This is a genomic window from Rhodococcus cercidiphylli, assembly GCF_033042225.1.
Lineage (GTDB): Bacteria > Actinomycetota > Actinomycetes > Mycobacteriales > Mycobacteriaceae > Rhodococcoides.
On record NZ_JAWLKE010000005.1, the window covers coordinates 354,765 to 376,880 of the forward strand.

A 22,116-nucleotide genomic window follows, 5' to 3' on the forward strand; every position below is an offset into this window, starting at 1 on the left:
GGTTCGGCCCACCCCCTCATGCAACGCTAAAGCGCTGGTAGCGCAGCAATTCTGGTGGCGATCAACGCGTACGCCCTTGCGCTGTCGGTCAATTGCTGCACGGCGACGGACTCGTCCGGCCGATGTGCTTGGCTTTCGATCTCCCCCGGACCGAGCACGACGGTCTTGATACCCATCTGCTGTGCCACGAAACCACCATCGCACGATGCGGTCCAGATGTCAGTCGAACGTGCAGATCCGGTGTCGAGGACCGATTGCACTGCGGTGGTGACCAATCCATCGTTCACGCTGGTCAGAAAGCCCGGCATCTCCATCGCGATTCCGATGCGAACGTCGATGTCGCCGCCGGTCACCCCGGCCGATTCGATGCGCGATCGCAGGTCGCCGACGACACCGGCAGCGCTCTCTCCCGGTACCAGACGGCGGTCGACGGTGAGCACGCAGCGATCGGCGACCATCGATGTGCCGGTGCCTCCCGTTATCGTCCCCACGTTCCACGTGGCCGGACCCAGATCGGTGTCGGGGTTGGCATCCAGCTCGGCCTGGGAGCCCTCGATGATCCCGATGATGCGCGCTGCCGCGGAAATTGCGTTGGCCCCGTTGCGCGGCTGCCCCGCATGCGCGGAACGGCCACGCACCTCGATCTCCAGGTTCGCCGCCCCTCGACATCCGACGATGGTGACCAGGTCCGTCGGCTCTGCCACCACGCAGCAGCTGTAGTTCCGGTGCGGAAGCGCGGCGACGAATGCTCGGATACCGAGACCGGTGTCCTCCTCGTCGACCAGACACGCCAAGGTCATCGGATACTCGTCCGCGAGACCGGCGCGATGCACTGCGGTCATCGCCGCGACCACCGCTGCCAGGCCGCCTTTCATGTCGCAGGCCCCGCGGCCGACAATTCGGCCGTCTCGAACGACCGCGGAGAACGGATCGGTGGTCCAGCCCGTACCCGCCGGAACCACGTCCGAGTGGCCGACGAACAGCACTCCCGGCCGCTCGTCGGATCCGATGGACACGATGACGTTGGGTCGCCCCGGAGCCACCTCGACGGTCCGAACGTCGAATCCCAGTGCGCGACAGTGCTCGGCGAGCACCTTCGCAGTCTTCTCCTCGGTATCGCCGGGGTTCTCGCCACCGGCATCGATCAATGCCGCAGTCAGAGAGACGATCTCGTGCTCGTCGATCGAACGGAGAAGAGCGCCTTCGGAAGTCGAAACGGTCATCGGGTGGGATCGGAGGCGAGCAGGTGCTTCGACTTGTCCACCGCTGCCGCCAGCCGTCTGATTCCCTCGTCGATGCGTTCGGGCGTCGACGAGGCGAAGCACAGCCGCAGCGAATCGTGGAATTTCCCACCCACCGACAACGCCGGCCCGGGTATGTAGGCCACACCCTCTGCCAGCGCCGTCTCGAACAGGTCCTGCGTCGAGAAGTCGACGTCGTTGCCGCGCAACGTCGCCCAGAGAAAGAACCCACCCTCGGGATCCGTCGTGGACATCGACTCGCCGAAGTACTTGTCGATGCTGTTCTGCATCGCGACCTTGCGGGGCAGGTACACCGAGGCCAACGATCGAAGATGCTCGTCGAGCAGGCCGCGCCGGATGTACTCGGCCACCATCCGCTGACCGGGCAGGTTGGTGCACGTGTCCATGGCCTGCTTGGCGTTGACGATCAACTGCCGTGCCTCCGGGGCCGCGTCCACCCACCCCACGCGCAGGCCTGGGGCGATCATCTTGGAGAAGGTCCGCACAGAGAAGATCAACGGGTCGTTGGGACTGAGCGTGCCGAAACTGGGAATCGGATCACCCGAGAAGCGGAGCAGGCCGTACGGATCGTCGTCGAGAATCACCGATCCCCACCGGTGCGCCAGCTCGATCAGCAGCTGTCGGCGCTCGAGCGACAGGGTGACGCCGGACGGGTTCTGGAAGTTGGGGATCACGTAGATCATCTTCGGCACTCGACCAGCACGCTCGACGAGCTCCGGCAATGCCTCGACGATGAGGCCGTCACTGTCCATCGGGGCCTCGAGGATGTCGCCTCCGTAGCTGAGCACGGTGGCGGTTCCGTTGGTGTACGTGGGACTTTCGACGATCACCAGGTCGCCCGGATCGACGAACAGTTTGCACGCGATGTCGAGCCCCTGCATTCCGCCCGAGGTGATCACTACTCGCTCCTCGGACGTGGGTTCGCCGACCGAATCGAGGTACGAGAGCAACGCGTCGAGCAAGCCGGGATCGCCCTCGGTGGCACCGTAGTCGAACGCGTCGGCAGTCAGTACGCTGCCGGCGATCTCGGTGAACGCAGCGGCCGGAACGGTCTCGGCTGCAGGAGATCCCATGGCAAATCTGACGATGTCGTGCTTCTGTGCAGCGAGGAGCGATGTCGAGGAATCGATCACCGATCCCACCAGTTTGTCGGTCCGCAGGGCCCAGGGAATGGCAGGAGTGGAGCCTGCGGAACGACCAGGTACGGCAGGAGTGGAGCCTGCGGAACGACCGGTTGGGGCAGGAGTGGAGCCTGCGGAACGACCCTTCGTTGATGCGGTCATGCTCACTCCTTCGTCAGTAGTTCTCGGGGGTATGCGGTGAAGGTTTCGAGGCCGGTTTCGGTGACGCGAACGGCCTCGGATACCTCGTATCCGTAGTCGTCCATCCACATTCCGCCGATGATGTGGAAGGTCATGTTCTCTGCGAGCACCGTGTCGTCGTCGGTTCGCAGGCTCACGGTGCGCTCACCCCAGTCGGGTGCGTAGGCGATGCCGATCGAGTAGCCGATGCGCGACGGTTTGTGCAGTCCGTGCTTGGCCAGGCTCGTGTTCCATACCTGGGCCAGTTCGGTCGCGGTGACGCCTGCCTGCACGGTCGCGAGCACGTCGTTCAGTGCTTCTCCGGTGGACTTGGCGAGGTAATCCATACGCGGACTCGGCTTTCCGAGCACGATCGTGCGGGCCATCGGGATGTGGTAGCGCCGAAACACTCCGGCCAGTTCGACGACGGTGGTCTCGCCGCGCACGAAGGGTTGATGCGACCAGGTCAGATGTGGGGTGTCGGCTCCGGCACCGGTGGGCAGCATCGGGACGATGGCCGGATGGTCGCCGCCGAACTCCTCGGTGCCGCGTACCTGTGCGTTCATGATGGCTGCGGCCGCGTCGCACTGCCGTTCACCGACCGAGATCGATTGGTAAGCAGCGGACATCGCCGATTCGCAGACTTTCGCGGCGCCGCGCATCAGGGCGATCTCCGCGGGCGATTTGACCACGCGCACCCAGTTGATGAGCTCGTAGGAGTCGGTGAAGCGATATTCGGGCAGCGACTTCACCAGTGCCTCGAAAGCCTTGGGACTGAAGTAGTACGAGTCCATCTCCAGCCCCACCTGGCCGTGCTCGAAGTTGTTCACCAACCCCAGTTCGCGCAGTTTCGCGGCAACCCAGACGAACGGGTGCGTGTCCTTGCGCTGCACGAACGTTTCGGGATAGCCGAACGTCCGATCCTGCGGCAGCCACGACGTGCGGAACGCGCCGTTGGCGTCCATCTCGCGGGCGAAGAAGTACATCTCTCCCTCGAGGGGCACGTACAGCATCTGCGGGGTGTAGAACGAGAGCGCGTTGTATCCGAGCAGGTAGTAGAGGTTCGCGGGATCGGTCACGATGAGCGCGGTGAGGTTCTGCGCTGCCATCCGCTCGCGGACGGCAGCGAGCCGGAAGGCGTACTCCTCGTCGGTGAACGTGATCGGCGTGCTGTTCGGAACATCGGGGTACCGAGCGAGGCCGGGAGCGGCCCGTCCTGTGGTCTCGTCGGGTCCGAGTGCGGTGACGTAGGCGGCGTCGGGTGAGTCGTTCACGGGCACCCCCTTCAATGAGGTCGGTTTAGTAGATTGTTGACAATCAGGCTAGGCGCTGGCGTGAGAGGTTCGCAAGACTTCGGATGTAAATGCTGTGTTGCCGGACCGGCGACTATCCAGGAGTGGCCAGTGCCGAGTGTTCGGCCTGCTCTTCGACCATGGCACGGGTCAGGTCGTGGATGGCGGTGTCCATGTGCTCGTGCACGCCCTTTTCCAGTGCGTCCCAATCCGATCCGAGCAACAGGTCGACGATCAGCTGGTGTTCCTCCACCAAGGCCTCAGGCCGGTAGTACGCAGTTTCCAGGTTGGCCATGCAGATACGTGCCTCCGCAGCGAGCGTGGCGTACATGCGCGACATTCGGCTGTTGCGCGTCGCCGCGACCAGTGCGGTGTGAAACGCCAGATCCCGTTCGGCAAGACCTCGCCAATCCGCCCGATCGATGAACGGCTGCATCTGCATCACGATGGCCGAGAGCTCGTCGGCAGCCGACACCAGGCGCGCACGATCCCCGTGCACCAGAGTCCACGCGGCACCGACCTCGATGGCCGCCCGCGATTCGTAGATCTCGGTGACATCCTCACTGCTCAGCTCGACGACGAACACGCCGCGATTTCGGTAGCTGACGAGCAGCCCCTCCTGATTGAGGCGCTGCAGCGCCTCCCGCACCGGTCCCCGCGAGATCTCGAGTTCCGCGGCGACGTTGGCCTCGTTGATCTGCTCCCCGGGGGCGTAGGACCCGTCGATGATGCGGTCGCGAATCTGGTCGGCAATGACCATCGACGTGTTGCGTGCGTCGATGGGCGTCAATCGTCTCGAACTGGGCATGATCGAAAACCTCTCTCAGCCTCGGGGAATGGCGAAGTATTTGTACTCCAGAAACTCGTCTATTCCGACTTTTCCGCCCTCGCGGCCGAGTCCGGACTGTTTGACGCCACCGAACGGCGCAGCCGGATTGGACACCAGACCCGTGTTGAGGCCGACCATTCCCACCTCGAGGCGCTCCCCCATTCGCAGAGCCCGGTCGATATCCTGGGTGAAGACGTACCCGACGAGTCCCCATTCGGTGTCGTTCGCGAGGGCGATCACTTCGTCCTCGGTGTCGAACGGGACGATTGCAGCCACCGGTCCGAAGATTTCCTGGGACATCAGATCCGACGCCGCATCGACGTCGGTGAGGACCGTCGGCGGGTAGAAGTAGCCGGGTCCGTCCGGGGCCACTCCCCCGACGATCGCACGGGCACCACGCCGAAGTGCGTCGTCGACGAGTGTCTGTACCTTGGCGCGGCCCGCCTCGTCGATCAGCGGGCCCACTTCGGTTCCGTGCGCACTACCGGCCCCCACCGACAGCGCACCCATGCGCTCGGCGAGCTTGTCCGCGAACTGCGTTGTGACACTGCGGTGTACGAAGAACCGGTTGGCGGCGGTGCACGCCTCACCCATGTTGCGCATCTTGGCGACCATCGCACCGTCCACGGCGCGGGCGAGGTCGGCGTCGTCCATGACGATGAAGGGTGCGTTGCCGCCGAGCTCCATCGAGGTGCGCATCACCGTCGACGCAGCTTGCTCGAGCAGAATCTTGCCCACCGCCGTCGATCCGGTGAAGCTGATCTTGCGGGCCGCACCGCTGCTCATCCACGAGCCCACCACGCCCGACGCGTCGGTGGTGGTCACGACGTTGACCACTCCCGCCGGAACACCCGCGTCGTGCAGAATTTCCGCCAGAGCCAGTGCGGTCAGCGGCGTCTGCTCGGCCGGCTTGAACACCACGGTGCATCCCGCAGCCAACGCCGGTCCGATCTTGCGAGTTCCCATGGCCAACGGGAAGTTCCACGGAGTGACGAGAATGCACGGACCCACCGGTGCCCGGGTGACCACGATGCGGTTCTTGCCGTCTCCGGTGAGGGTGTGATCGCCCGAGATGCGCACCGCTTCCTCGGAGAACCAGCGAAAGAACTCGGCACCGTACGCCACCTCACCGCGAGCGTCGGCCAGTGGCTTTCCCATTTCCGCGGTGATGATCTCAGCGAGCTCCTCTTGCCGCGCCATGATCAATTCGTATGCTCTGCGCAGGATTTCGCTGCGTGCCCGCGGCGCAGTCGCGGCCCAATCGGCGGCGGCATCGACCGCTGCGGCCATGGCGTTCTCGGCATCGACGATGCCGCCGTCGGCGACCCTGGCGATGACCTCGCCGCTGGCAGGATCGACGACATCGAACCGGGCATCGGATGCAGCGGCGGTCCACGCGCCTTCGACGAACAGTTCGGTCGGAGCAGTGATCGTGGGACGCGTGAGGCTGGTCGAACTGGCGGTCATGGCCGCGGTCCTTTCGTCGAACGTGGATCGAGTACTTGCGCCAGGTGTACGGACGCACCGCTGGTCAGGTCACCGGTGAGTTGACGCACCTGCATGTGGCAGGAGAATCCGTCGGTCAGAATCGGGGTGTCGGGCTCGGCGGCGCGAACCGCCGGGGCGAGGGCCTGCTCGGCCACGGCCATGCTGAGCTCGTAGTGGCGAGACTCGAAGCCGAAGTTTCCTGCGACCCCGCAGCATCCGGTGGCCTCGCGCACCGCCTCGATACCGACGGCGGCCAACGCCGTGCGCTGGGTGGCGTTGCCGAACACCGCGTATTCGTGGCAATGGGTCTGCACCGTCACCGATTCGGGAACCTCGGCCGAGGGCACCCACCCGGCGGCGGCCTGGTCGATCACCGCGCCGGCGAAACTCTGCACCCGCGCCGCGACCCGTCTCGCGGCCGCGGTGGGAACCAGCTCCGGCATGTCCTTGCGGAACGCCGCAGCGCAGCTCGGTTCGGTGACGACGATGGGTCGGTCGGTGCCGTCGTCCAGTGCAGCAACTGCTTTCGTGAGGTGCTTGCGGGCGGCCTTCAGCTGGCCCGTCGAAATCCAGGTCAGGCCACAGCACACGTCGGTCCGGCATTCGGTGCTGCGGCCGGAATCCTCGAGCACGCGCTGCGCCGCGCCCGCGACCTCGGGCCGAAAACCCTGGGTGAACGTGTCGACGACCAACACCACGTCGGCGGCGCGGCCTCCGCCGATCCGTATTTCGTGAGCAAGTTCCTTCGCCGACGCGAAGCGCGGCAACGGCCGCTCGGTGGTCAGCCCACCGAGTCGAGCCGCCAGCGCCGCGATGCGCGGAGTGAGCAGACGGTTGAGCAGCGGTGCCGTTCGCTGCGTCACCTTCAGCCAGCGAGGCAACCAGCCCAGCGAATAGTGCGAGAGCGGCCGCAGTCGCCCCGCATAGTGATGATCGAGGAACTCGGACTTGTACGTCGCCATGTCCACGCCGACCGGACAATCCGACGAACAAGCCTTGCAGGACAGGCACAGGTCGAGCGATTCGGCTACGTCCTTCGATGCCCATCCGTCGGCAACGGTCGGCGAATTGCGCACCATCTCCTGCAGCACTCGGGCCCGACCGCGCGTCGAGTCCTTCTCGTCGCCGGTCGCCCGGAAACTGGGGCACATGACGCCTCCCGACGTCGTACGACACTTGCCGACGCCGACACACGACTGAGTGGCGTGGACGAACGGATCCAGATCTGCCCGCGTTCCGATCTGGTGCAGATCGAAGGTCGTCTTCCATTCCCGCTGCGGGATGCCCTGCAGCATGAGGTTGTCCATCATCGGTTCCGGATCGGTGATCGAACCCGGGTTCAGAATCCCGCGGGGATCCCAGATGCGCTTGAACCGCGCGAAGGCGTCGAGCATGCGCGGTGAGTACATCACCGGGAGCAGTTCCGACCGGGCCCTGCCGTCACCGTGCTCGCCCGACAAGCTGCCCCCGTGCTTGACCACCACCCGCGCGGCGGCACGCAGGAAGTCGTACATCACCCGTCGCCCGGCGTCGGTGCGCTGATCGAACGTGATGCGTACGTGCATGCAGCCGGCACCGAAGTGTCCGTACATCACGCCGGTCAGATCGTGTTCGGCCAGAAGCGAGTTCAGGTCGGCGAGGTAGGCGGACAGGTTCTCGGGTGCGACGGCGGCGTCCTCCCAGCCACCCCAGGACTCGACTCCGCTGGCGAGTCGAGTCGCCAGACCTGCGCCGTCCTCACGTACTCGCCACAGCGCTGTTCGATCGGCCGGGTCGGTGACGATGCGACCTTCCTTGACGCGGCCGAGACGACCGAGCGCCTCGAGCAGACGGGCCGCTTTGTCCTCGACCTCGGCCGCATCGGCCCCGTCGAGGTCGACGTAGAGCCACGCGTTTCCCGCAGGCAGACCGCGAATGGAATTCGGTCCGCGCCGGTACTCCATCGTCTGGGCGATGTTGTCGTCGATACCCTCCACAGCGGCAGGCGAGAACTCGAGAATGGCCGTCACGTCGGCGGCAGCAGCCACCACGTTCTCGTATCCGAGGCAGAGCAACAACGCCGCAGGAGGCACGGGAACGACGGCGACGGTGACCGAAACGATCACCGCGCACGTGCCCTCGCTCCCGACGAGTGCACGAGCAACGTCGAATCCGTTCTCGGGCAGTAGATGCGAGAGGTGAAATCCGGACACCTGTCGCGGTATGCGGCCCAACTCGACTCTGAAGAGCGCGAGGTTGTCGGCCGCGAGCGACTGCAACTCACGCGAGATACGTTCGGCTGCATCGGTTGCCGCCGCATCCTCCGAATGCACTGCCTCCACACCGCTACGAGTCACCCGGAGTAGGTGCCCGTCGGCGGTGACCACGTCCATGGCCACCGTGTGGTCGGCTGTTCGTCCGTAGCGCACCGAGTGATTGCCGCACGCATCGTTGCCGACTGCCCCGCCCACCGTCGCGCGTGTCTTGCTGGACGGGTCGGGGGCGAAGGTGAACGCCCCCGAGGTGCGCGCCACCAATTCACGCTGCAACTCCGAGATCACGATTCCCGGCTCCACCACCGCGGTCCGCGCGTCGGTGTCCACCGAGATCACGCGGTTCATGTGGCGGGAGAAGTCGATCACGATTCCGCGGCCGATCGCGTTGCCAGCCATGGACGTTCCGCCGCCGCGGCCGATCACTGCGACTCCCGCGGCCCCGCACAGCACCATCACGGAGGCGACCTCGTCGGCGCTACGGGGGAAGACCACAGCCGCAGGCGGAATTCGGTAGTTCGAGGCGTCGTAGGAGTACTCGGCGAGCCGTCGAGACGAATCGTCGATCTCGATACCCATCTCCAGCACTCGCTGCACGAGTGCCGGCACCGGGGACCGCACCGGAGCAGACGTCACAGCACGTTCTTCAGCGTGCGCGACAACGCGTCCAGGCCCTGCCGCATCTCGTCGTCGCTCACGATCAGCGCCGGGATGATCCGGACCACGTTGCCGAGCGCGCCGCAGGTCAGCAGCAACAACCCCTCGTCGATCGCACCCTGTTGCACGCGCAGGGCGGCCGCAGCATCGGGATTGCCTGCGCTGTCGACGAATTCGAGTGCCTGCATCAGGCCGAGTCCACGTGCATCACCGATGGCGGAGTGCTCGGACTTCAGTGCCAGCAGGCCGTCGAGCAGAACTCGGCCCTGCGCGGCAGCGTTGTCGACCAGACCTTCCTCACGCACGACGTCGAGCGTGGCGACACCCGCGGCAGCGGCGACGGCATTGCCGCCGTACGTGCCGCCCTGCGATCCGGGCCACGCCTTGCCCATCAACTCCGTCGATGCCGCGATGGCCGAGATCGGGAATCCGCTGGCCAGACCTTTCGCGGTGATGACGATGTCGGGTGTGATGGTCGAATGCTGGTGGCCCCAGAACTTTCCGGTGCGCCCCACTCCTGCTTGGACCTCGTCGACGATGAGGACGATCCCGTGGGTGTCCGCCCGTTCGCGAAGTCCCTCGAGAAACTCTGGAGGCGTGGGCAGGTAACCGCCGTCACCGAGTACCGGTTCGATGATGAACGCAGCGGTATCCGCGGGGCTGGACATCGTCATCAGCAGGTAGTCGAGTTCCTTGAGCGCGAAGGCGACCGCGGTGTCCATGTCCCAGCCGTACCGGAAGGCGTAGGGGAACGGTGCGATGTGCACTCCGCCCATGATCGGCGAGAATCCGGAACGGAACTTGGTGCCCGCGGTGGTCAACGACGCGGCCGCCACCGTGCGTCCGTGGAACCCCCCGTGAAAGGCGATGATGTTGGGCCGTCCGGTTGCCATGCGCGCCAACCGAATCGATGCCTCGACGGCCTCGGACCCGGAGTTCGCGTAGAACACGCTGTCCAGCCCCGCAGGCAACACCTCGCCGAGCTTGTCGGTCAGCGCCAGAAGCGGCTGATGCATGACGGTCGTGTACTGCGCGTGGATTATCTTGCCCACCTGCTCGCGCGCGGCCTCGACCACGCGGGGATGGCAGTGCCCGGTACTGGTGACGCCGATACCGGTGGTGAAGTCGAGGTACTTGCGCCCGTCCGTGCCGATGATCCAGCTGCCCTTTCCGTGATCGACGACGATCGGGGTCGCCTGCTTGAGTGCCGGGCTGAGGTGGGTGCGAGTCGACGCTGTCATGCGTGCCATCGTCACTCACCGAATTCAGATTGTCAACAATCTGCAATTGGCAGTTCGGAGTCAGGGCCGGCTGCCGGAGCGATACAGTTCGTCGGTGTCCGCTTCGAACCCCCGCATCGTCGTTCTCGGCAGCATCAACATGGATCTGATCACCCGGACCCCCTCCCTGCCCGACCCCGGCGAAACAGTGCTGGGCACATCGTTCACCACCTCACCGGGCGGCAAAGGCTCGAACCAGGCCATCGCCGCCGCCAAGGCGGGCGTTCCGGTGTCGTTCATCGGAGCGGTCGGAGACGACGAATTCGGTGAGACACTGCGCCGAACACTGTCCAGCGCGGGCGTGGACGACCGAGCGCTGCGTACGGCACCGGGTTCGAGCGGAATTGCCGCCATTTCCGTCGATGATCACGCCGAGAACAGCATCGTCGTCGTCCCCGGGGCGAACGAACACGTTCGGGGCCTCACCGACGACGACCTCGCCGTCATCTCCGACGCCGCTATCCTGTTGTGTCAGTTGGAAATTCCGCTCGACACCGTGGTGACTGCATTCGAGTACGCCCGCTCTCGCGGCGTCGTGACGATGCTGAACCCATCACCGGTTCAGGATTTGCCCGACGCCCTGGTGGCGGCCACCGACGTGCTCGTGGTCAACGAAGCCGAGGAAGCCCGTCTCGGAAACCGAGTGAACGAAGTAGCGCACGTGATCACCACACTCGGTGCCAGAGGCGCTCGATACCGCGGCACGGAATCGTTCGAGGTCGCCGCTCCGCGCGTCGACGCCGTCGACACCACCGGTGCCGGCGATGCATTTGCCGGAGCACTGGCCGCGTCCTGGTTCGACGGACCGCGCACAGCAGTCGAATGGGCCTGCGCTGCCGGGTCTTTCGCCGCGACGAGGCCTGGTGCGAGTACGTCCTCGGGTACTCGCGCAGACATCGACGCACTGCGAGATGCGGCCGCAGGATGAATGCCCCCGACCTCGACGAGTTCCGACTTCTACGTCGCGCGCGAGACCGGATGGATCGCGAATTCGCCGAGCCACTCGACGTCCCCATGCTGGCACGCACAGCACTGATGTCCACCGCGCACTTCGGTCGCCGCTTCCGCGAGGCCTACGGCGAGACGCCCTACGCACATCTGATGACTCGACGGATCGAACGCGCCAAGGCCTTGCTGCGCCGCGGCGATGTGACCGTCACCGAGGCGTGCTTCGCGGTGGGCTGTACCAGTCTCGGATCGTTCAGTTCGCGGTTCACCGAGATCGTCGGCGAGACACCGAGCGCATACCGCGCCCGCGACCACCGTGACAGCCGGGCGGTGCCGACGTGCACGGCCATGATTCTGGGTCGGCCGATGCGCCGCACTGTGGCTGCCACCGAACCGAGCAGAATCGAAGAAGCATCGACGGCCGGAGCGTCCTAGCCTTTCCCCATGTCACTTTCACTGAGCCACGTACACGTCTACACCGACGACCCCGATGCCTCGTTGGCGTTCTATCGCGACGCTCTGGGACTCGAGGTCAAGAGCGAGGTTGCCAACGACGGCTACCGCTGGATCACTCTGTCCACCGACGACCAGCCCGAAATCGAGATCGTCCTGTCGCAGCCCCACGCGGGCCGGTCGCAGGAACTCGGCGATCAGATCGCGGCCCTGCTCGCCAAGGGCGAGCTTCCGGGCCTGCTGTTTCGTGCCGACGACCTCGATACGGCCTTCGAGAGAATTCGCGCGGCGGGCACCGCCGAGATTCTGCAGGAGCCGACGAGTCAGCCGTGGGGTGCGCGCGACGCGGCATTCCGTGACCCCGCCGGCAACATGGTGCGCGTCAGCCAGGCGTGAATTCGTCCTCGTATCGACCGTCCTACATCGACGACGCGAGCGCCAGGCCGCCTGCGCACGCGAGTACGGACGCGAGCACGGTGACTGTCACGTTGACGGCGGCATCGCGTCGACGCCCCTGCTGGAGCAACCGCACGGTCTCGGCACTCGCCGTGCTGAAGGTGGTGTACCCGCCGCAGAACCCGGTACCGATGACGGCTTGAACGTCGGTGGAGCCGGCTCGGAACATCACCCATCCGGCCAGCACACCCAGCAGAAACGACCCGGACACGTTGATGCCGACCGTCGCCCAGGGAAAGCTCGTCCGCGCCGCGAGACGTGATTTCACTTCAGCGTCGACGACGAAGCGAAAGACTGCCCCCAACCCGCCGGCCGCCGCGATCCACAGCGCGATCATCGAATGACCCTGCCTGCCAACACGATTCCAGCCCAAGCTGCAAGTATTCCGAGAATCACGCTGACCACTGCGTATGCCAATGCCAGCCCGGTGAACCCACCCCGAATCCCGTCCACCGTCTCGAGGGCGAACGTGCTGTACGTGGTGAACGCGCCGCAGAAACCGGTACCGAGCAGCAACCGTAAACTGCGCCGAACTCCTGCATCGGGCCCGCCGCGAACCAGCGACTCGAGCAGAAGCCCGAGCACGAACGCACCGGCGATGTTGATCCCGAAGGTGGCCGTCGGCCATTGCGACGCCGAGTGCGGAAGCTGCTCCTCGATCACATAGCGGACTGCCGTACCGGCCGCTCCGCCGACGAACACCACGGCCAGTGCCCAGAGGTGACGGTGCACGGGCCCCTGGTCGGCCGGCATCGAATCGGAATCGGGATCGAACACCGCTGGTCCTCTCGGGCTACACGGTCCGACCGTTTCCGACCGGCCCGCGTTGGATGTCGGATGCTTGCTGCACGATGGAGCCTATGACAACGACCACGGAGCCCACGACCGGGAACTTGCGCGCGAGCGCCGAAGAGTTGTTGCGCGAACTCGCCGGCCCGGCTGCGGTGCTGCGGGAAGACCAGTGGACGGCCATCGAGGCCCTCGTCGTGCACCGGCGGCGGGCGTTGGTGGTGCAGCGGACCGGTTGGGGCAAGTCGGCGGTCTACTTCATCGCGGCGAAACTGCTTCGCGCACAGGGCCTCGGTCCGACGGTGATCGTCTCTCCACTGTTGGCGTTGATGCGCAACCAGGTTGCCTCCGCCGAGCGGGCGGGCGTCCGTGCTGCCACCATCAACTCGGGCAACATGACCGAGTGGGACGACATCCATCAGCAGGTCGCCTCGGGCGAGCTCGACGTGCTGCTGGTCAGTCCGGAGCGATTGAACAATCCGGATTTCCGCGATCAGGTGCTGCCGTCCCTGGCAGGCGATGCGGGCCTGGTCGTGGTCGACGAAGCACATTGCGTCTCCGACTGGGGCCACGATTTCCGGCCCGACTATCGACGTATCAGAACCCTGATCGCCGAGTTGCGCGACGGTATCCCCGTGCTCGCGACCACAGCGACGGCGAACGACCGTGTGGTGGACGACGTCGCCGCACAGCTGGGTGTCGGCGGCGGCGACACGCTGGTACTGCGCGGCGGGCTCGCACGCGACTCTCTGCGCATGGCGGTGGTGAAGATCGACAACGCCACCGAACGGGCCGCGTGGCTCGCCGATCACCTGAAAACCCTGCCGGGTTCGGGAATCATCTACACGCTGACGGTCTCGGCCGCGAAGGACCTCGCGGCGCTGCTCACCGATCAGGGCCACGTCGTAGCGTCGTACACCGGTCAGACGGATCCGACCGAGCGCGAATCGCTCGAAGGTGACCTGCTGGCCAACCGAGTCAAGGCCCTCGTCGCCACGTCCGCACTGGGCATGGGCTTCGACAAGCCCGATCTCGGCTTCGTCGTGCACATGGGGGCACCGTCGTCCCCGATCTCGTACTACCAGCAGGTCGGCCGAGCCGGTCGCGCCACCGAGCGCGCCGATGTGGTGCTGCTACCCGGTCACGAGGATCGCCAGATCTGGAGCTACTTCGCCTCCGTCGCGTTCCCCCGCGAGCATCTGGTGCGGCAGGTCATCGATGCCTTGAACACCGACAAGGCCCAGTCGACGCAGGCGCTGGAGCCTCTGGTGGAACTCAATCGCAGCAGGCTGGAGATGGTGCTGAAGGTCCTCGACGTCGACGGCGCGGTCAGACGCGTTCGTGGCGGCTGGATGGCCACCGGGGAGCAGTGGACGTACGACGCGGGACGTTACGAGCGTCTCGAACAGGCCAGGGACCGCGAACAGCAGGCCATGATCGACTACCAGGGCACCGACGGCTGCCGGATGGAGTTCCTGCGGAGGCAGCTCGACGACCCGGATCTGGGCGCACCCGGTAGCGAGTCCGACAGGTGCGGACGGTGCGACAACTGCACCGGTGAGCACCTGTCGGCATCGGTGGATGCGGCCGCAGTCGACTCGGCACGGGCACGATTGGACCGGCCTGGCATCGACCTGCAGCCGAGAAAGCAGTGGCCCAGCGGCATGAAGAAGCTGGGGGTGTCGCTCTCGGGCAAGATCGCCGACCCACACGAACCCGGGCGCGTGCTGGGTCGACTCACCGACCTCGGCTGGGGCAGTCGGCTGCGTGCCCTGCTCGATGCACCCGATGCTCCGGCCACCGACGCATTGGAGAAGGCGTGCATCACCGTGCTCGCCAACTGGGACTGGAAGCAGCGACCGACTGCCGTTCTGGCTCTCGACTCCCCCACCCACCCGGTGTTGGTGCGATCGATCGCCGAGCGGTTGGCCGCCGTCGGAAAATTGGACGATCTCGGTGTCATGCAGGTCAGGGCCGGTCATCCGCCGGTCTCGGCGGCCAATTCGGCGTTCAGGGTCGCCGGGCTGGTGGACTCTTGGGACGTTCCGGACGTATCGTCCGTGACAGGGCCGATTCTGTTGATCGATCTGCTGACCGACACTGGGTGGACGTTCACCTGCGCCACGTCGGCTCTGCGATCTGCGGGTGCCGAAGCGGTACTTCCGTTCGCTCTGGCGACACCGAAGTAGCGGTCCGTCGGAAGCGGGTGGTTTGAATTCCGTCGTTGCGGGTACAGCCAGCCGGGCGCCAATGAAGTGACCAGCATCACATTGACGGGTTAACCTGGGGAAGCATGTCCGATTCCGGGGTCGATTTCTCGGCGCACTCGATATGCCTCGGCGACCTTGTTACGTTTGTATTTCCTATGAAGCCCGCATTGCTGAGAGGTACCCCGCTCACTGCGCCGGACGCAGTGAAGTTTCGTAAGCCACAGATCTCCGACGGAGTCCGGCTCTGGGAGATCGCAAGAGATTCGCGAGTTCTGGATCTCAATTCCAGCTACTCGTACGTGTTGTGGTGCCGTGATTTCGCGGCCACCACCGTCGTATCCGACATCGACGGCCGCGCAGTCGGTTTCGTCACCGGATACATCCGCCAAGACGCCCCACGCACACTGTTCGTGTGGCAGGTCGCCGTGGATGCGGACCAGCGTGGCAAGGGACTTGCCGGTCGCATGCTGATGGAGCTGCTCGACCGCCTCGAGCCACAGGGCATCACGCATCTGGAAACGACGATCAGCCCGGACAACGAAGCGTCGATCGCAACCTTCACGAGCCTCGCACGCAAGCGAGGCACCGATATCGTCAGGTCGGATTTGTTCGCGCCCAACGATTTCCCTGATAGCCACGAAGCCGAGGAGCTCTACACAGTAGGCCCCGACGCGTCGCGGAATTACGAAAGGAACAAGCAGAACATGACCGAAAAGAACACCGTGACAACAGAGAAGCCCGATGTATTCGAGACCGTCGAGTCCGGCGTGCGCAGCTACAGCCGCCAGTGGCCCGCCGTGTTCACCACCGCGAAGAACTCGGTCATCACCGACGAGAACGGCAACGACTACCTCGACTTCTTCGGTGGCGCAGGCGCTCTCAACTACGGCCACAACAACGACATGATCAAGAGCGCGTTGGTCGACTACATCACCAGCGACGGCATCACCCACGGACTCGACATGTCCACCGTCGCCAAGCGGGAGTTCCTCGAGTCGTTCAAGAAGAACATCCTCGATCCCCGCGGCCTGGACTACAAGGTTCAGTTCCCCGGGCCGACGGGCACCAACACCGTCGAGGCCGCACTCAAGCTTGCTCGCAAGGTCACCGGCCGCGAGGCGATCATCAACTTCACCAACGCATTCCACGGCATGACCCTCGGCGCGCTGTCGGTCACCGGCAACTCGATGAAGCGAGCGGGAGCCGGAATTCCGTTGGTGCACACCACTCCGATGCCGTACGACAACTACTTCGGCGGCGTCACCGAGGACTTCCAGTGGTTCGAGCGCGTGCTCGACGACTCCGGCAGCGGTTTCAACCGCCCGGCCGCAGTGATCGTGGAGACCATCCAGGGTGAGGGCGGCATCAACGTCGCGCGCCCCGAGTGGCTACGCGCCCTGGCCGAGCTGTGCTCGCGCCGTGAGATCCTGCTGATCGTCGACGACGTGCAGATGGGCTGCGGACGCACCGGCCAGTTCTTCTCGTTCGAGGAAGCCGGCATCACCCCGGACATCGTCACGCTGTCCAAGTCCATCGGCGGCTACGGCATGCCGCTGGCACTGACTCTGTTCAAGCCCGAGCTGGACGTCTGGGCACCGGGCGAGCACAACGGCACCTTCCGCGGGTTCAACCCGTCGTTCGTCACGGCGAAGGCCGCCATCGATCACTACTGGTCCGACGACAAGTTCGAGAAGGAAACCCTCGTCAAGGGCGAGCACATCCAGGACCGGTTCATGAAGCTGTGCGCCAAGTTCGACGGCATCTCCACCCGCGGCCGTGGCATGGTTCAGGCCCTGGTGTTCGACGACGCAGAACTCGCCGGCAAGGTGTCTCAGCTGTGCTACGACGAGCGTCTGCTCGTCGAGACCGCCGGCCCCAAGGACGAGGTCGTCAAGCTGCTTCCCCCGCTGACCACGACGATCGACGAGCTCGATCGCGGCCTGGACATCATCGAAAGTGCCGTCGCGAAGGTCCTCTCCTAGAGACCCGTTCGCACGCACCGATATCGAAGGAGGACATCGACATGATCGTTCGCACCACGCAGGAGATCACCGGTACCGACCGCGACATCTCGAGCGAAGACGGCAACTGGCGAAGCAAGAGAATCATTCTCGGCGGCGACAAGGTCGGATTCTCGTTCCACGAGACGACGATCCAGGCCGGCACGGTGAACAACTTCCACTACGCCAATCACGTCGAGGCCGTCTGGCTCATCGAGGGCGAGGGAACGCTCACGGACCGCGAGACCGGCGAGACCTACGAGCTCGGTGCGGGATCGATGTACCTGCTCAACGGACACGAGCGCCATACGGTAGAGCCGCGCACCCAGATGCGCATGCTCTGCGTGTTCAACCCTCCCGTCGTCGGCAACGAGACGCACGACGAGAACGGTGTGTACCCCCTCGTCGAGGTACCCGCGTAACACTGGCACGTCCTCACGGCCCGCACCGACGCTATCCAGGTCGGTGCGGGCCGTTGGCGTATCCACGGTGCCCATCCGGCGAGGGATCGCTATCCTGGACGAAGTGAATGCAACCCCTGTGTCCGCGGCACCGTACGAGCAGCTGACTTCCCTGCTCGACGGGAAGACTGTCACCGTCGTCAGCGGCGCGGGCATGTCCACCGACTCCGGGATTCCCGATTACCGCGGTCCGCAGTCACCGCCTCGCAACCCGATGACGTTCCAGCAGTTCATCGGTGACGCCGAATTCCGTCGGCACTACTGGGCCCGCAACCATGTCGGGTGGCGACACATGGACGCCGCCGTGCCCAACGACGGCCACCGAGCTCTCGCCCGACTCGAACGGGCAGGCGTCGTCACCGGGATCATCACCCAGAACGTCGACATGTTGCACACCAAGGCGGGCAGCCGACGCGTCATCGACCTGCACGGCGTCTACGCCCGAGTTCGCTGCCTGAACTGCGAGCGGTTGATCTCGCGTTTCGAGTTGGCCCGCCGACTCGATCGCGCCAATCCCGGTTTTCTCGAGTCCGTTGCGCCCGCGGACGGCGTCGAGATCGCCCCCGATGCCGACGCCATCATTTCCTCGACCGCGCACTTCCGCATGGTCGACTGCGAATCATGTTCGGGCATACTGAAACCCGACATCGTCTACTTCGGTGAGAGCGTGCCCAAGCCGCGCGTGGCCGAGGCATACGATCTCGTCGACCGAAGCGACGCGCTGCTGGTGCTCGGATCCTCACTGACCGTGATGTCGGGCCTGCGGTTCGTCAGACACGCGTCCAAGACGTCGAAGCCCATCGTCATCGTCAACCGCGGCACCACTCGGGGCGACGAATTCGCTTCTCTCACACTGCACGCCGGGTGTTCCGAGGTAGCGACCGCGTTGGCCGACGACGTCGATCAGGCAGGAACCAGATCGTCGGCATGAACCACCGGGCGCTGTAGCTCTGCGGCCAACTCCCCTGTCGACCGCCCGAGCATCCCGGCGAGTTCCCCCGAGTCGTACGCTACGACCCCGCGAGCCACCAGTACGCCCGCTTGATCGACCAACGACACCACGTCGCCGCCGTGGAAAGAACCCGTCACCGACGTGATACCAGCGGACAACAACGATCGTCGCCGCTCCACCACGGCACGCACTGCCCCGGCGTCGAGGTGCAGTTCTCCGGCAGCATCGGCGGCATGACGGACCCAGAACTTGCGCGCCGACAACCGCGTCGGCCGGGCAGCGAAAGCGGTACCCACCGCGGACGTCGTCAGCGCATGAGCAGCATCGGATGCCGCGGCCAGCAGCACCGGTACTCCGGCGTCGGCCGCGAGACGCGCAGCGGACAGCTTGGAGGCCATTCCGCCGGTGCCGAGCGCTCCCCCCGAACCGGCGACGACACCGTCGAGATCCTCGGGGCTGGTCACTTCCGGGATCAGTGTCGCTTCGCCCTTGCGGGGATCACCGTCGTACAACCCGTCCACGTCCGAGAGCAGGAACAGTGCGTCCGCACCGACGAGGTGGGCGACCAGAGCAGCCAGGCGATCGTTGTCGCCGAACCGGATCTCTGCGGTGGCGACCGTGTCGTTCTCGTTGACGATGGCCACGGCACCGAGCGAGCGCAACCGATCCAGGGTGCGCTGAGCGTTGCGGTGGTTGGTTCGTCGCGCGGTGTCCTCGGCGGTCAGCAGAACCTGTCCGACCGTGCGCCCGTACCGGTGGAACGACGAGCTCCACGCATGAACCAGGGCGAGTTGACCGACGCTCGCAGCAGCCTGCTTGGTGGCCAGGTCCCGTGGACGCTTCGTCAGGCCCAACGGTGCCATCCCTGCGCCGATCGCACCGGAGGACACGACCACCACATCGGTGCCGCTGCGCATCCGAGACTCGATGGCGTCGGCGAGCAGATCGAGTCGAGTCAGATCCAGACCGGTGTCGAGGCTGGTGAGCGCCGAGGAACCGATCTTGACCACGATGCGCTTGGCATCGGCGATCGTGCGACGGGTATCGGTGAGAGCCTCTGCGAGCGAATCGGATTCACGCACCGCCGCCACGTCTACTCCTGTTCGGTATCGAGCCCGCGACGTACCTGGCGGGCATGCTTGCGTTCGGATGCGCCGATGCGCTCGACCTGATCGAGACGGGCATCGGTGCCACGGCCTGTCATGGTGATCTCGACACCGGCCGGAGTCTGCGGCTCCCAGTCGAACGACACGTCGCCGATGGTGACCGAAGCACCGGGCTGAGCGCCGGCCTTGATGAGTGCGTCCTCGACTCCGAGCCGCGCGAGGCGGTCGGCGAGGTAGCCGACGGCCTCGTCGTTGGTGAACTGCGTCTGACGCACCCAACGCTCGGGTCGGGTACCGCGAACGATGAAGCCGTCCGGGATGTCCGGATCCTTGACGACCTTGAAGCTGTCGTCGTTCCGAGCGACCGGGCGCAGCACCTGACGCCGCGGCTCGGGAGCCGGATGCGCGGTGCGGTACTCCTCGACGAGCTTGGCCAATGCGAACGTCAGCGGCTTGAGACCGGCACGCGTCACCGCGGAGATGGTGTACACGGGCCAGCCACGGGATTCGAACTCGGCGGTGACCATCTCGGCCAACTCGGCACCCTCGGGAATGTCGGCCTTGTTCAACACCACGATGCGGGGTCGATCGGCCAGATCACCGAGGCTGGCGTCTCCGGACAGCGCCGGCTTGTACGCGGCCAACTCGGCTTCGAGGGCGTCGACGTCGGAGATCGGATCGCGGCCGGGATCCAGTGTGGCGCAGTCGACGACGTGCGCGAGAACGGCACACCGTTCGAGGTGACGCAGGAAGTCGAGACCGAGACCTCGGCCCTGACTCGCGCCGGGGATCAGCCCGGGAACGTCTGCGACGGTGAAAGTCGTGTCTCCGCTGGAGACCACGCCGAGGTTGGGCACCAATGTGGTGAAGGGGTAATCGGCGATCTTCGGCTTCGCTGCGGACAGCACCGAGACCAGCGACGACTTACCGGCCGACGGAAAACCGACGAGGCCCACGTCTGCGACGGACTTGAGTTCGAGGACGAGCTCGCGTTCGATGCCCTCTTCGCCGAGCAGCGCGAATCCGGGTGCCCGTCGAGCCTTCGAAGCCAGAGCTGCGTTGCCGAGGCCGCCGCGGCCGCCGGGAGCGGCGTCGAAACGTGTTCCCTCGCCGATCATGTCGGCGAGCACGTTGCCCTTCTTGTCGAGCACGACGGTGCCGTCGGGAACCTTGAGAATCAGGTCCTCGCCGTTGGCACCCTCACGGTTGCCACCCATGCCCTGAGTTCCGTTGCCTGCCTTGGCATGGCTGGAGAAGTGGAAGTCGAGCAGAGTATGAACGTTGCTGTCGACGACGAACACGACTCCGCCGCCCTGCCCTCCGTTACCGCCGTCCGGGCCGCCGAGAGGCTTGAACTTCTCGCGGTGAACCGAAGAGCAGCCGTTGCCACCTTTGCCGGCGCTGACGTGCAGCACCACGCGGTCGATGAATCGTGACATAGCTGTCTTCGATCCTTTCGTGAAAGAGAAAGCGGGAGAAAAAAGCGATAGGGGCGGACCGGTCTCATGACCCTGGTCCGCCCCTATCGGGAGCTGTGAACGTACGCCGTGGATGGTCGACACGAGCAGTTGCCCGGTCGCGTCGGCCATCGTGAGCGCCAGCGCTGCAGAAGGACTAGGCCTCTACAGCAACCGGAACGATGTTCACGGTCTTGCGACCGCGCTTGGCACCGAACTCGACTGCGCCGGGGGCGAGTGCGAACAGGGTGTCGTCGCCGCCACGGCCGACGTTGACGCCGGGGTGGAAGTGCGTGCCACGCTGACGAACCAGGATCTCGCCTGCGCCTACGGTCTGGCCGCCGAAACGCTTGACGCCGAGGCGCTGAGCATTCGAGTCGCGACCGTTACGGGAGCTGGATGCGCCCTTCTTATGTGCCATGTTGCATACCCTCCTCGGGGTGAATCAGCTTGGAAGAACTCAGGTCCTGCGGGGACCTGGTTACTTGATGCCGGTGACCTTGAGGACAGTGAGCTTCTGCCTGTGTCCCTGACGCTTGTGGTATCCGGTCTTGTTCTTGAACTTGTGGATGCGGATCTTCGGGCCCTTGGTGTGCTCGACGATCTCACCGGCGACCGAGATCTTCGCCAGCTTGTCTGCATCTGTGGTCAGGTCGGATCCGTCTACGACGAGGACCGGAGCAAGCGAGACAGCAGTGCCGGGCGCTCCCTCGATCTTCTCGACCTTGACGAGGTCACCAACAGCGACCTTGTACTGCTTTCCGCCGGTCTTGACGATCGCGTACGTTGCCATCGGAGGGCTACCCCTTGCTTCTTCGAACTTGCTCGCGTTGCGCATGGCAACACGACTGGTCTGGTAAAACGTGTTTGCTTGCTCCCTATCGGCCGGCCACGGCGATGTTCACCTAGGCCCGCTCGAGAAC

General features: G+C 65.3%; 20 protein-coding genes and 1 pseudogene. 8 read left to right on the forward strand and 13 right to left on the reverse strand.

Annotated features, from left to right (window positions below; all coding sequences use genetic code 11):
• Nucleotides 1-26 precede the first annotated feature (26 nt).
• The 7 genes from R3P95_RS14885 to R3P95_RS14915 all read right to left on the reverse strand — a co-directional run bounded on the left by R3P95_RS14885 (nt 27) and on the right by R3P95_RS14915 (nt 10,322).
• Entirely contained in the window at nt 27-1,223 is a 1,197-nt protein-coding gene (locus R3P95_RS14885) for a M20 family metallopeptidase (RefSeq protein WP_317548659.1), read from the reverse strand.
• Nucleotides 1,220-2,545, reverse strand: a complete 1,326-nt coding sequence (locus R3P95_RS14890; protein ID WP_317548661.1) for an aminotransferase-like domain-containing protein — start codon at nt 2,543-2,545, stop codon at nt 1,220-1,222. Before R3P95_RS14890 ends, R3P95_RS14885 begins: the two co-directional genes overlap by 4 nt.
• A 2-nt stretch (nt 2,546-2,547) precedes the next feature.
• A complete protein-coding gene (locus tag R3P95_RS14895; protein ID WP_068052434.1) occupies nt 2,548-3,726 on the reverse strand; it encodes a M24 family metallopeptidase in 1,179 nt (392 codons plus the stop codon).
• A gap of 223 nt (nt 3,727-3,949) precedes the next feature.
• On the reverse strand, nt 3,950-4,663 hold the full coding sequence (locus tag R3P95_RS14900) for a GntR family transcriptional regulator (protein WP_230596661.1): 714 nt from the start codon (nt 4,661-4,663) through the stop codon (nt 3,950-3,952).
• Between the two features lie 15 nt (nt 4,664-4,678).
• On the reverse strand, nt 4,679-6,151 hold the full coding sequence (locus tag R3P95_RS14905) for an NAD-dependent succinate-semialdehyde dehydrogenase (RefSeq protein WP_317548662.1): 1,473 nt from the start codon (nt 6,149-6,151) through the stop codon (nt 4,679-4,681).
• Complete coding sequence (locus R3P95_RS14910) at nt 6,148-9,003, reverse strand: FAD-binding and (Fe-S)-binding domain-containing protein (RefSeq protein ID WP_317548778.1); 2,856 nt, start codon at nt 9,001-9,003, stop codon at nt 6,148-6,150. Before R3P95_RS14910 ends, R3P95_RS14905 begins: the two co-directional genes overlap by 4 nt.
• A 53-nt stretch (nt 9,004-9,056) precedes the next feature.
• On the reverse strand, nt 9,057-10,322 hold the full coding sequence (locus R3P95_RS14915) for an aspartate aminotransferase family protein (protein WP_068052448.1): 1,266 nt from the start codon (nt 10,320-10,322) through the stop codon (nt 9,057-9,059).
• Between the two features lie 94 nt (nt 10,323-10,416).
• Here R3P95_RS14915 and R3P95_RS14920 point away from each other — a divergent pair, with 94 nt between their 5' ends.
• Genes R3P95_RS14920 through R3P95_RS14930 form a run of 3 tightly spaced genes read left to right on the forward strand, consistent with a single transcriptional unit; the run spans nt 10,417 to nt 12,158 of the window.
• Nucleotides 10,417-11,289, forward strand: coding sequence for a ribokinase (locus R3P95_RS14920; protein WP_317548664.1), 873 nt, complete (start codon nt 10,417-10,419; stop codon nt 11,287-11,289).
• A complete protein-coding gene (locus tag R3P95_RS14925) occupies nt 11,286-11,744 on the forward strand; it encodes a helix-turn-helix transcriptional regulator (protein ID WP_317548666.1) in 459 nt (152 codons plus the stop codon). Before R3P95_RS14920 ends, R3P95_RS14925 begins: the two co-directional genes overlap by 4 nt.
• Nucleotides 11,745-11,753: 9 nt before the next feature.
• Nucleotides 11,754-12,158, forward strand: coding sequence for a VOC family protein (locus R3P95_RS14930; RefSeq protein WP_269593780.1), 405 nt, complete (start codon nt 11,754-11,756; stop codon nt 12,156-12,158).
• Nucleotides 12,159-12,180: 22 nt separating this feature from the next.
• Here the strand turns inward: R3P95_RS14930 and crcB (R3P95_RS14935) are convergent, their stop codons facing one another.
• Both crcB (R3P95_RS14935) and crcB (R3P95_RS14940) read right to left on the reverse strand, forming a co-directional pair.
• Complete coding sequence (gene crcB / locus R3P95_RS14935; RefSeq protein ID WP_317548667.1) at nt 12,181-12,555, reverse strand: fluoride efflux transporter CrcB; 375 nt, start codon at nt 12,553-12,555, stop codon at nt 12,181-12,183.
• Nucleotides 12,552-12,971: a fluoride efflux transporter CrcB gene (gene crcB / locus R3P95_RS14940; RefSeq protein ID WP_317548779.1), complete on the reverse strand. Its 420-nt coding sequence runs from the start codon at nt 12,969-12,971 to the stop codon at nt 12,552-12,554. Before crcB (R3P95_RS14940) ends, crcB (R3P95_RS14935) begins: the two co-directional genes overlap by 4 nt.
• Before the next feature lie 107 nt (nt 12,972-13,078).
• On the opposite strand from crcB (R3P95_RS14940), the gene R3P95_RS14945 reads away from it, so the two are divergent.
• From R3P95_RS14945 to R3P95_RS14965, 5 genes and pseudogenes are all read left to right on the forward strand, one after another.
• Nucleotides 13,079-15,196 (forward strand): RecQ family ATP-dependent DNA helicase, encoded by a 2,118-nt coding sequence (locus tag R3P95_RS14945; RefSeq protein WP_317532786.1) that lies wholly within the window; start codon nt 13,079-13,081, stop codon nt 15,194-15,196.
• A gap of 176 nt (nt 15,197-15,372) precedes the next feature.
• A pseudogene (gene ectA, locus R3P95_RS14950) lies at nt 15,373-15,873 on the forward strand (diaminobutyrate acetyltransferase); the annotation flags it as partial.
• A gap of 48 nt (nt 15,874-15,921) precedes the next feature.
• Nucleotides 15,922-17,199, forward strand: coding sequence for a diaminobutyrate--2-oxoglutarate transaminase (ectB, locus tag R3P95_RS14955; RefSeq protein ID WP_317532873.1), 1,278 nt, complete (start codon nt 15,922-15,924; stop codon nt 17,197-17,199).
• A 41-nt stretch (nt 17,200-17,240) separates the two neighbouring features.
• The gene (locus R3P95_RS14960; protein WP_032379201.1) at nt 17,241-17,639 is read left to right on the forward strand and encodes an ectoine synthase; all 399 of its coding nucleotides are present in this window, start codon (nt 17,241-17,243) and stop codon (nt 17,637-17,639) included.
• Between the two features lie 118 nt (nt 17,640-17,757).
• Complete coding sequence (locus R3P95_RS14965) at nt 17,758-18,609, forward strand: Sir2 family NAD-dependent protein deacetylase (RefSeq protein WP_094640217.1); 852 nt, start codon at nt 17,758-17,760, stop codon at nt 18,607-18,609.
• Here R3P95_RS14965 and proB read toward each other — a convergent pair.
• The 4 genes from proB to rplU form a co-directional block, all read right to left on the reverse strand.
• On the reverse strand, nt 18,582-19,721 hold the full coding sequence (proB, locus tag R3P95_RS14970; RefSeq protein WP_317548668.1) for a glutamate 5-kinase: 1,140 nt from the start codon (nt 19,719-19,721) through the stop codon (nt 18,582-18,584). The genes R3P95_RS14965 and proB overlap by 28 nt on opposite strands.
• Before the next feature lie 2 nt (nt 19,722-19,723).
• Nucleotides 19,724-21,175 carry a GTPase ObgE gene (gene obgE / locus R3P95_RS14975; protein ID WP_037193128.1) on the reverse strand — a complete coding sequence of 484 codons (1,452 nt, stop codon included), beginning with the start codon at nt 21,173-21,175 and terminating at the stop codon, nt 19,724-19,726.
• A gap of 175 nt (nt 21,176-21,350) precedes the next feature.
• Nucleotides 21,351-21,614, reverse strand: a complete 264-nt coding sequence (gene rpmA / locus R3P95_RS14980) for a 50S ribosomal protein L27 (RefSeq protein WP_032379202.1) — start codon at nt 21,612-21,614, stop codon at nt 21,351-21,353.
• 60 nt (nt 21,615-21,674) lie between these two features.
• A complete protein-coding gene (rplU, locus tag R3P95_RS14985) occupies nt 21,675-21,986 on the reverse strand; it encodes a 50S ribosomal protein L21 (RefSeq protein WP_032394581.1) in 312 nt (103 codons plus the stop codon).
• Between the last annotated feature and the right edge of the window lie 130 nt (nt 21,987-22,116).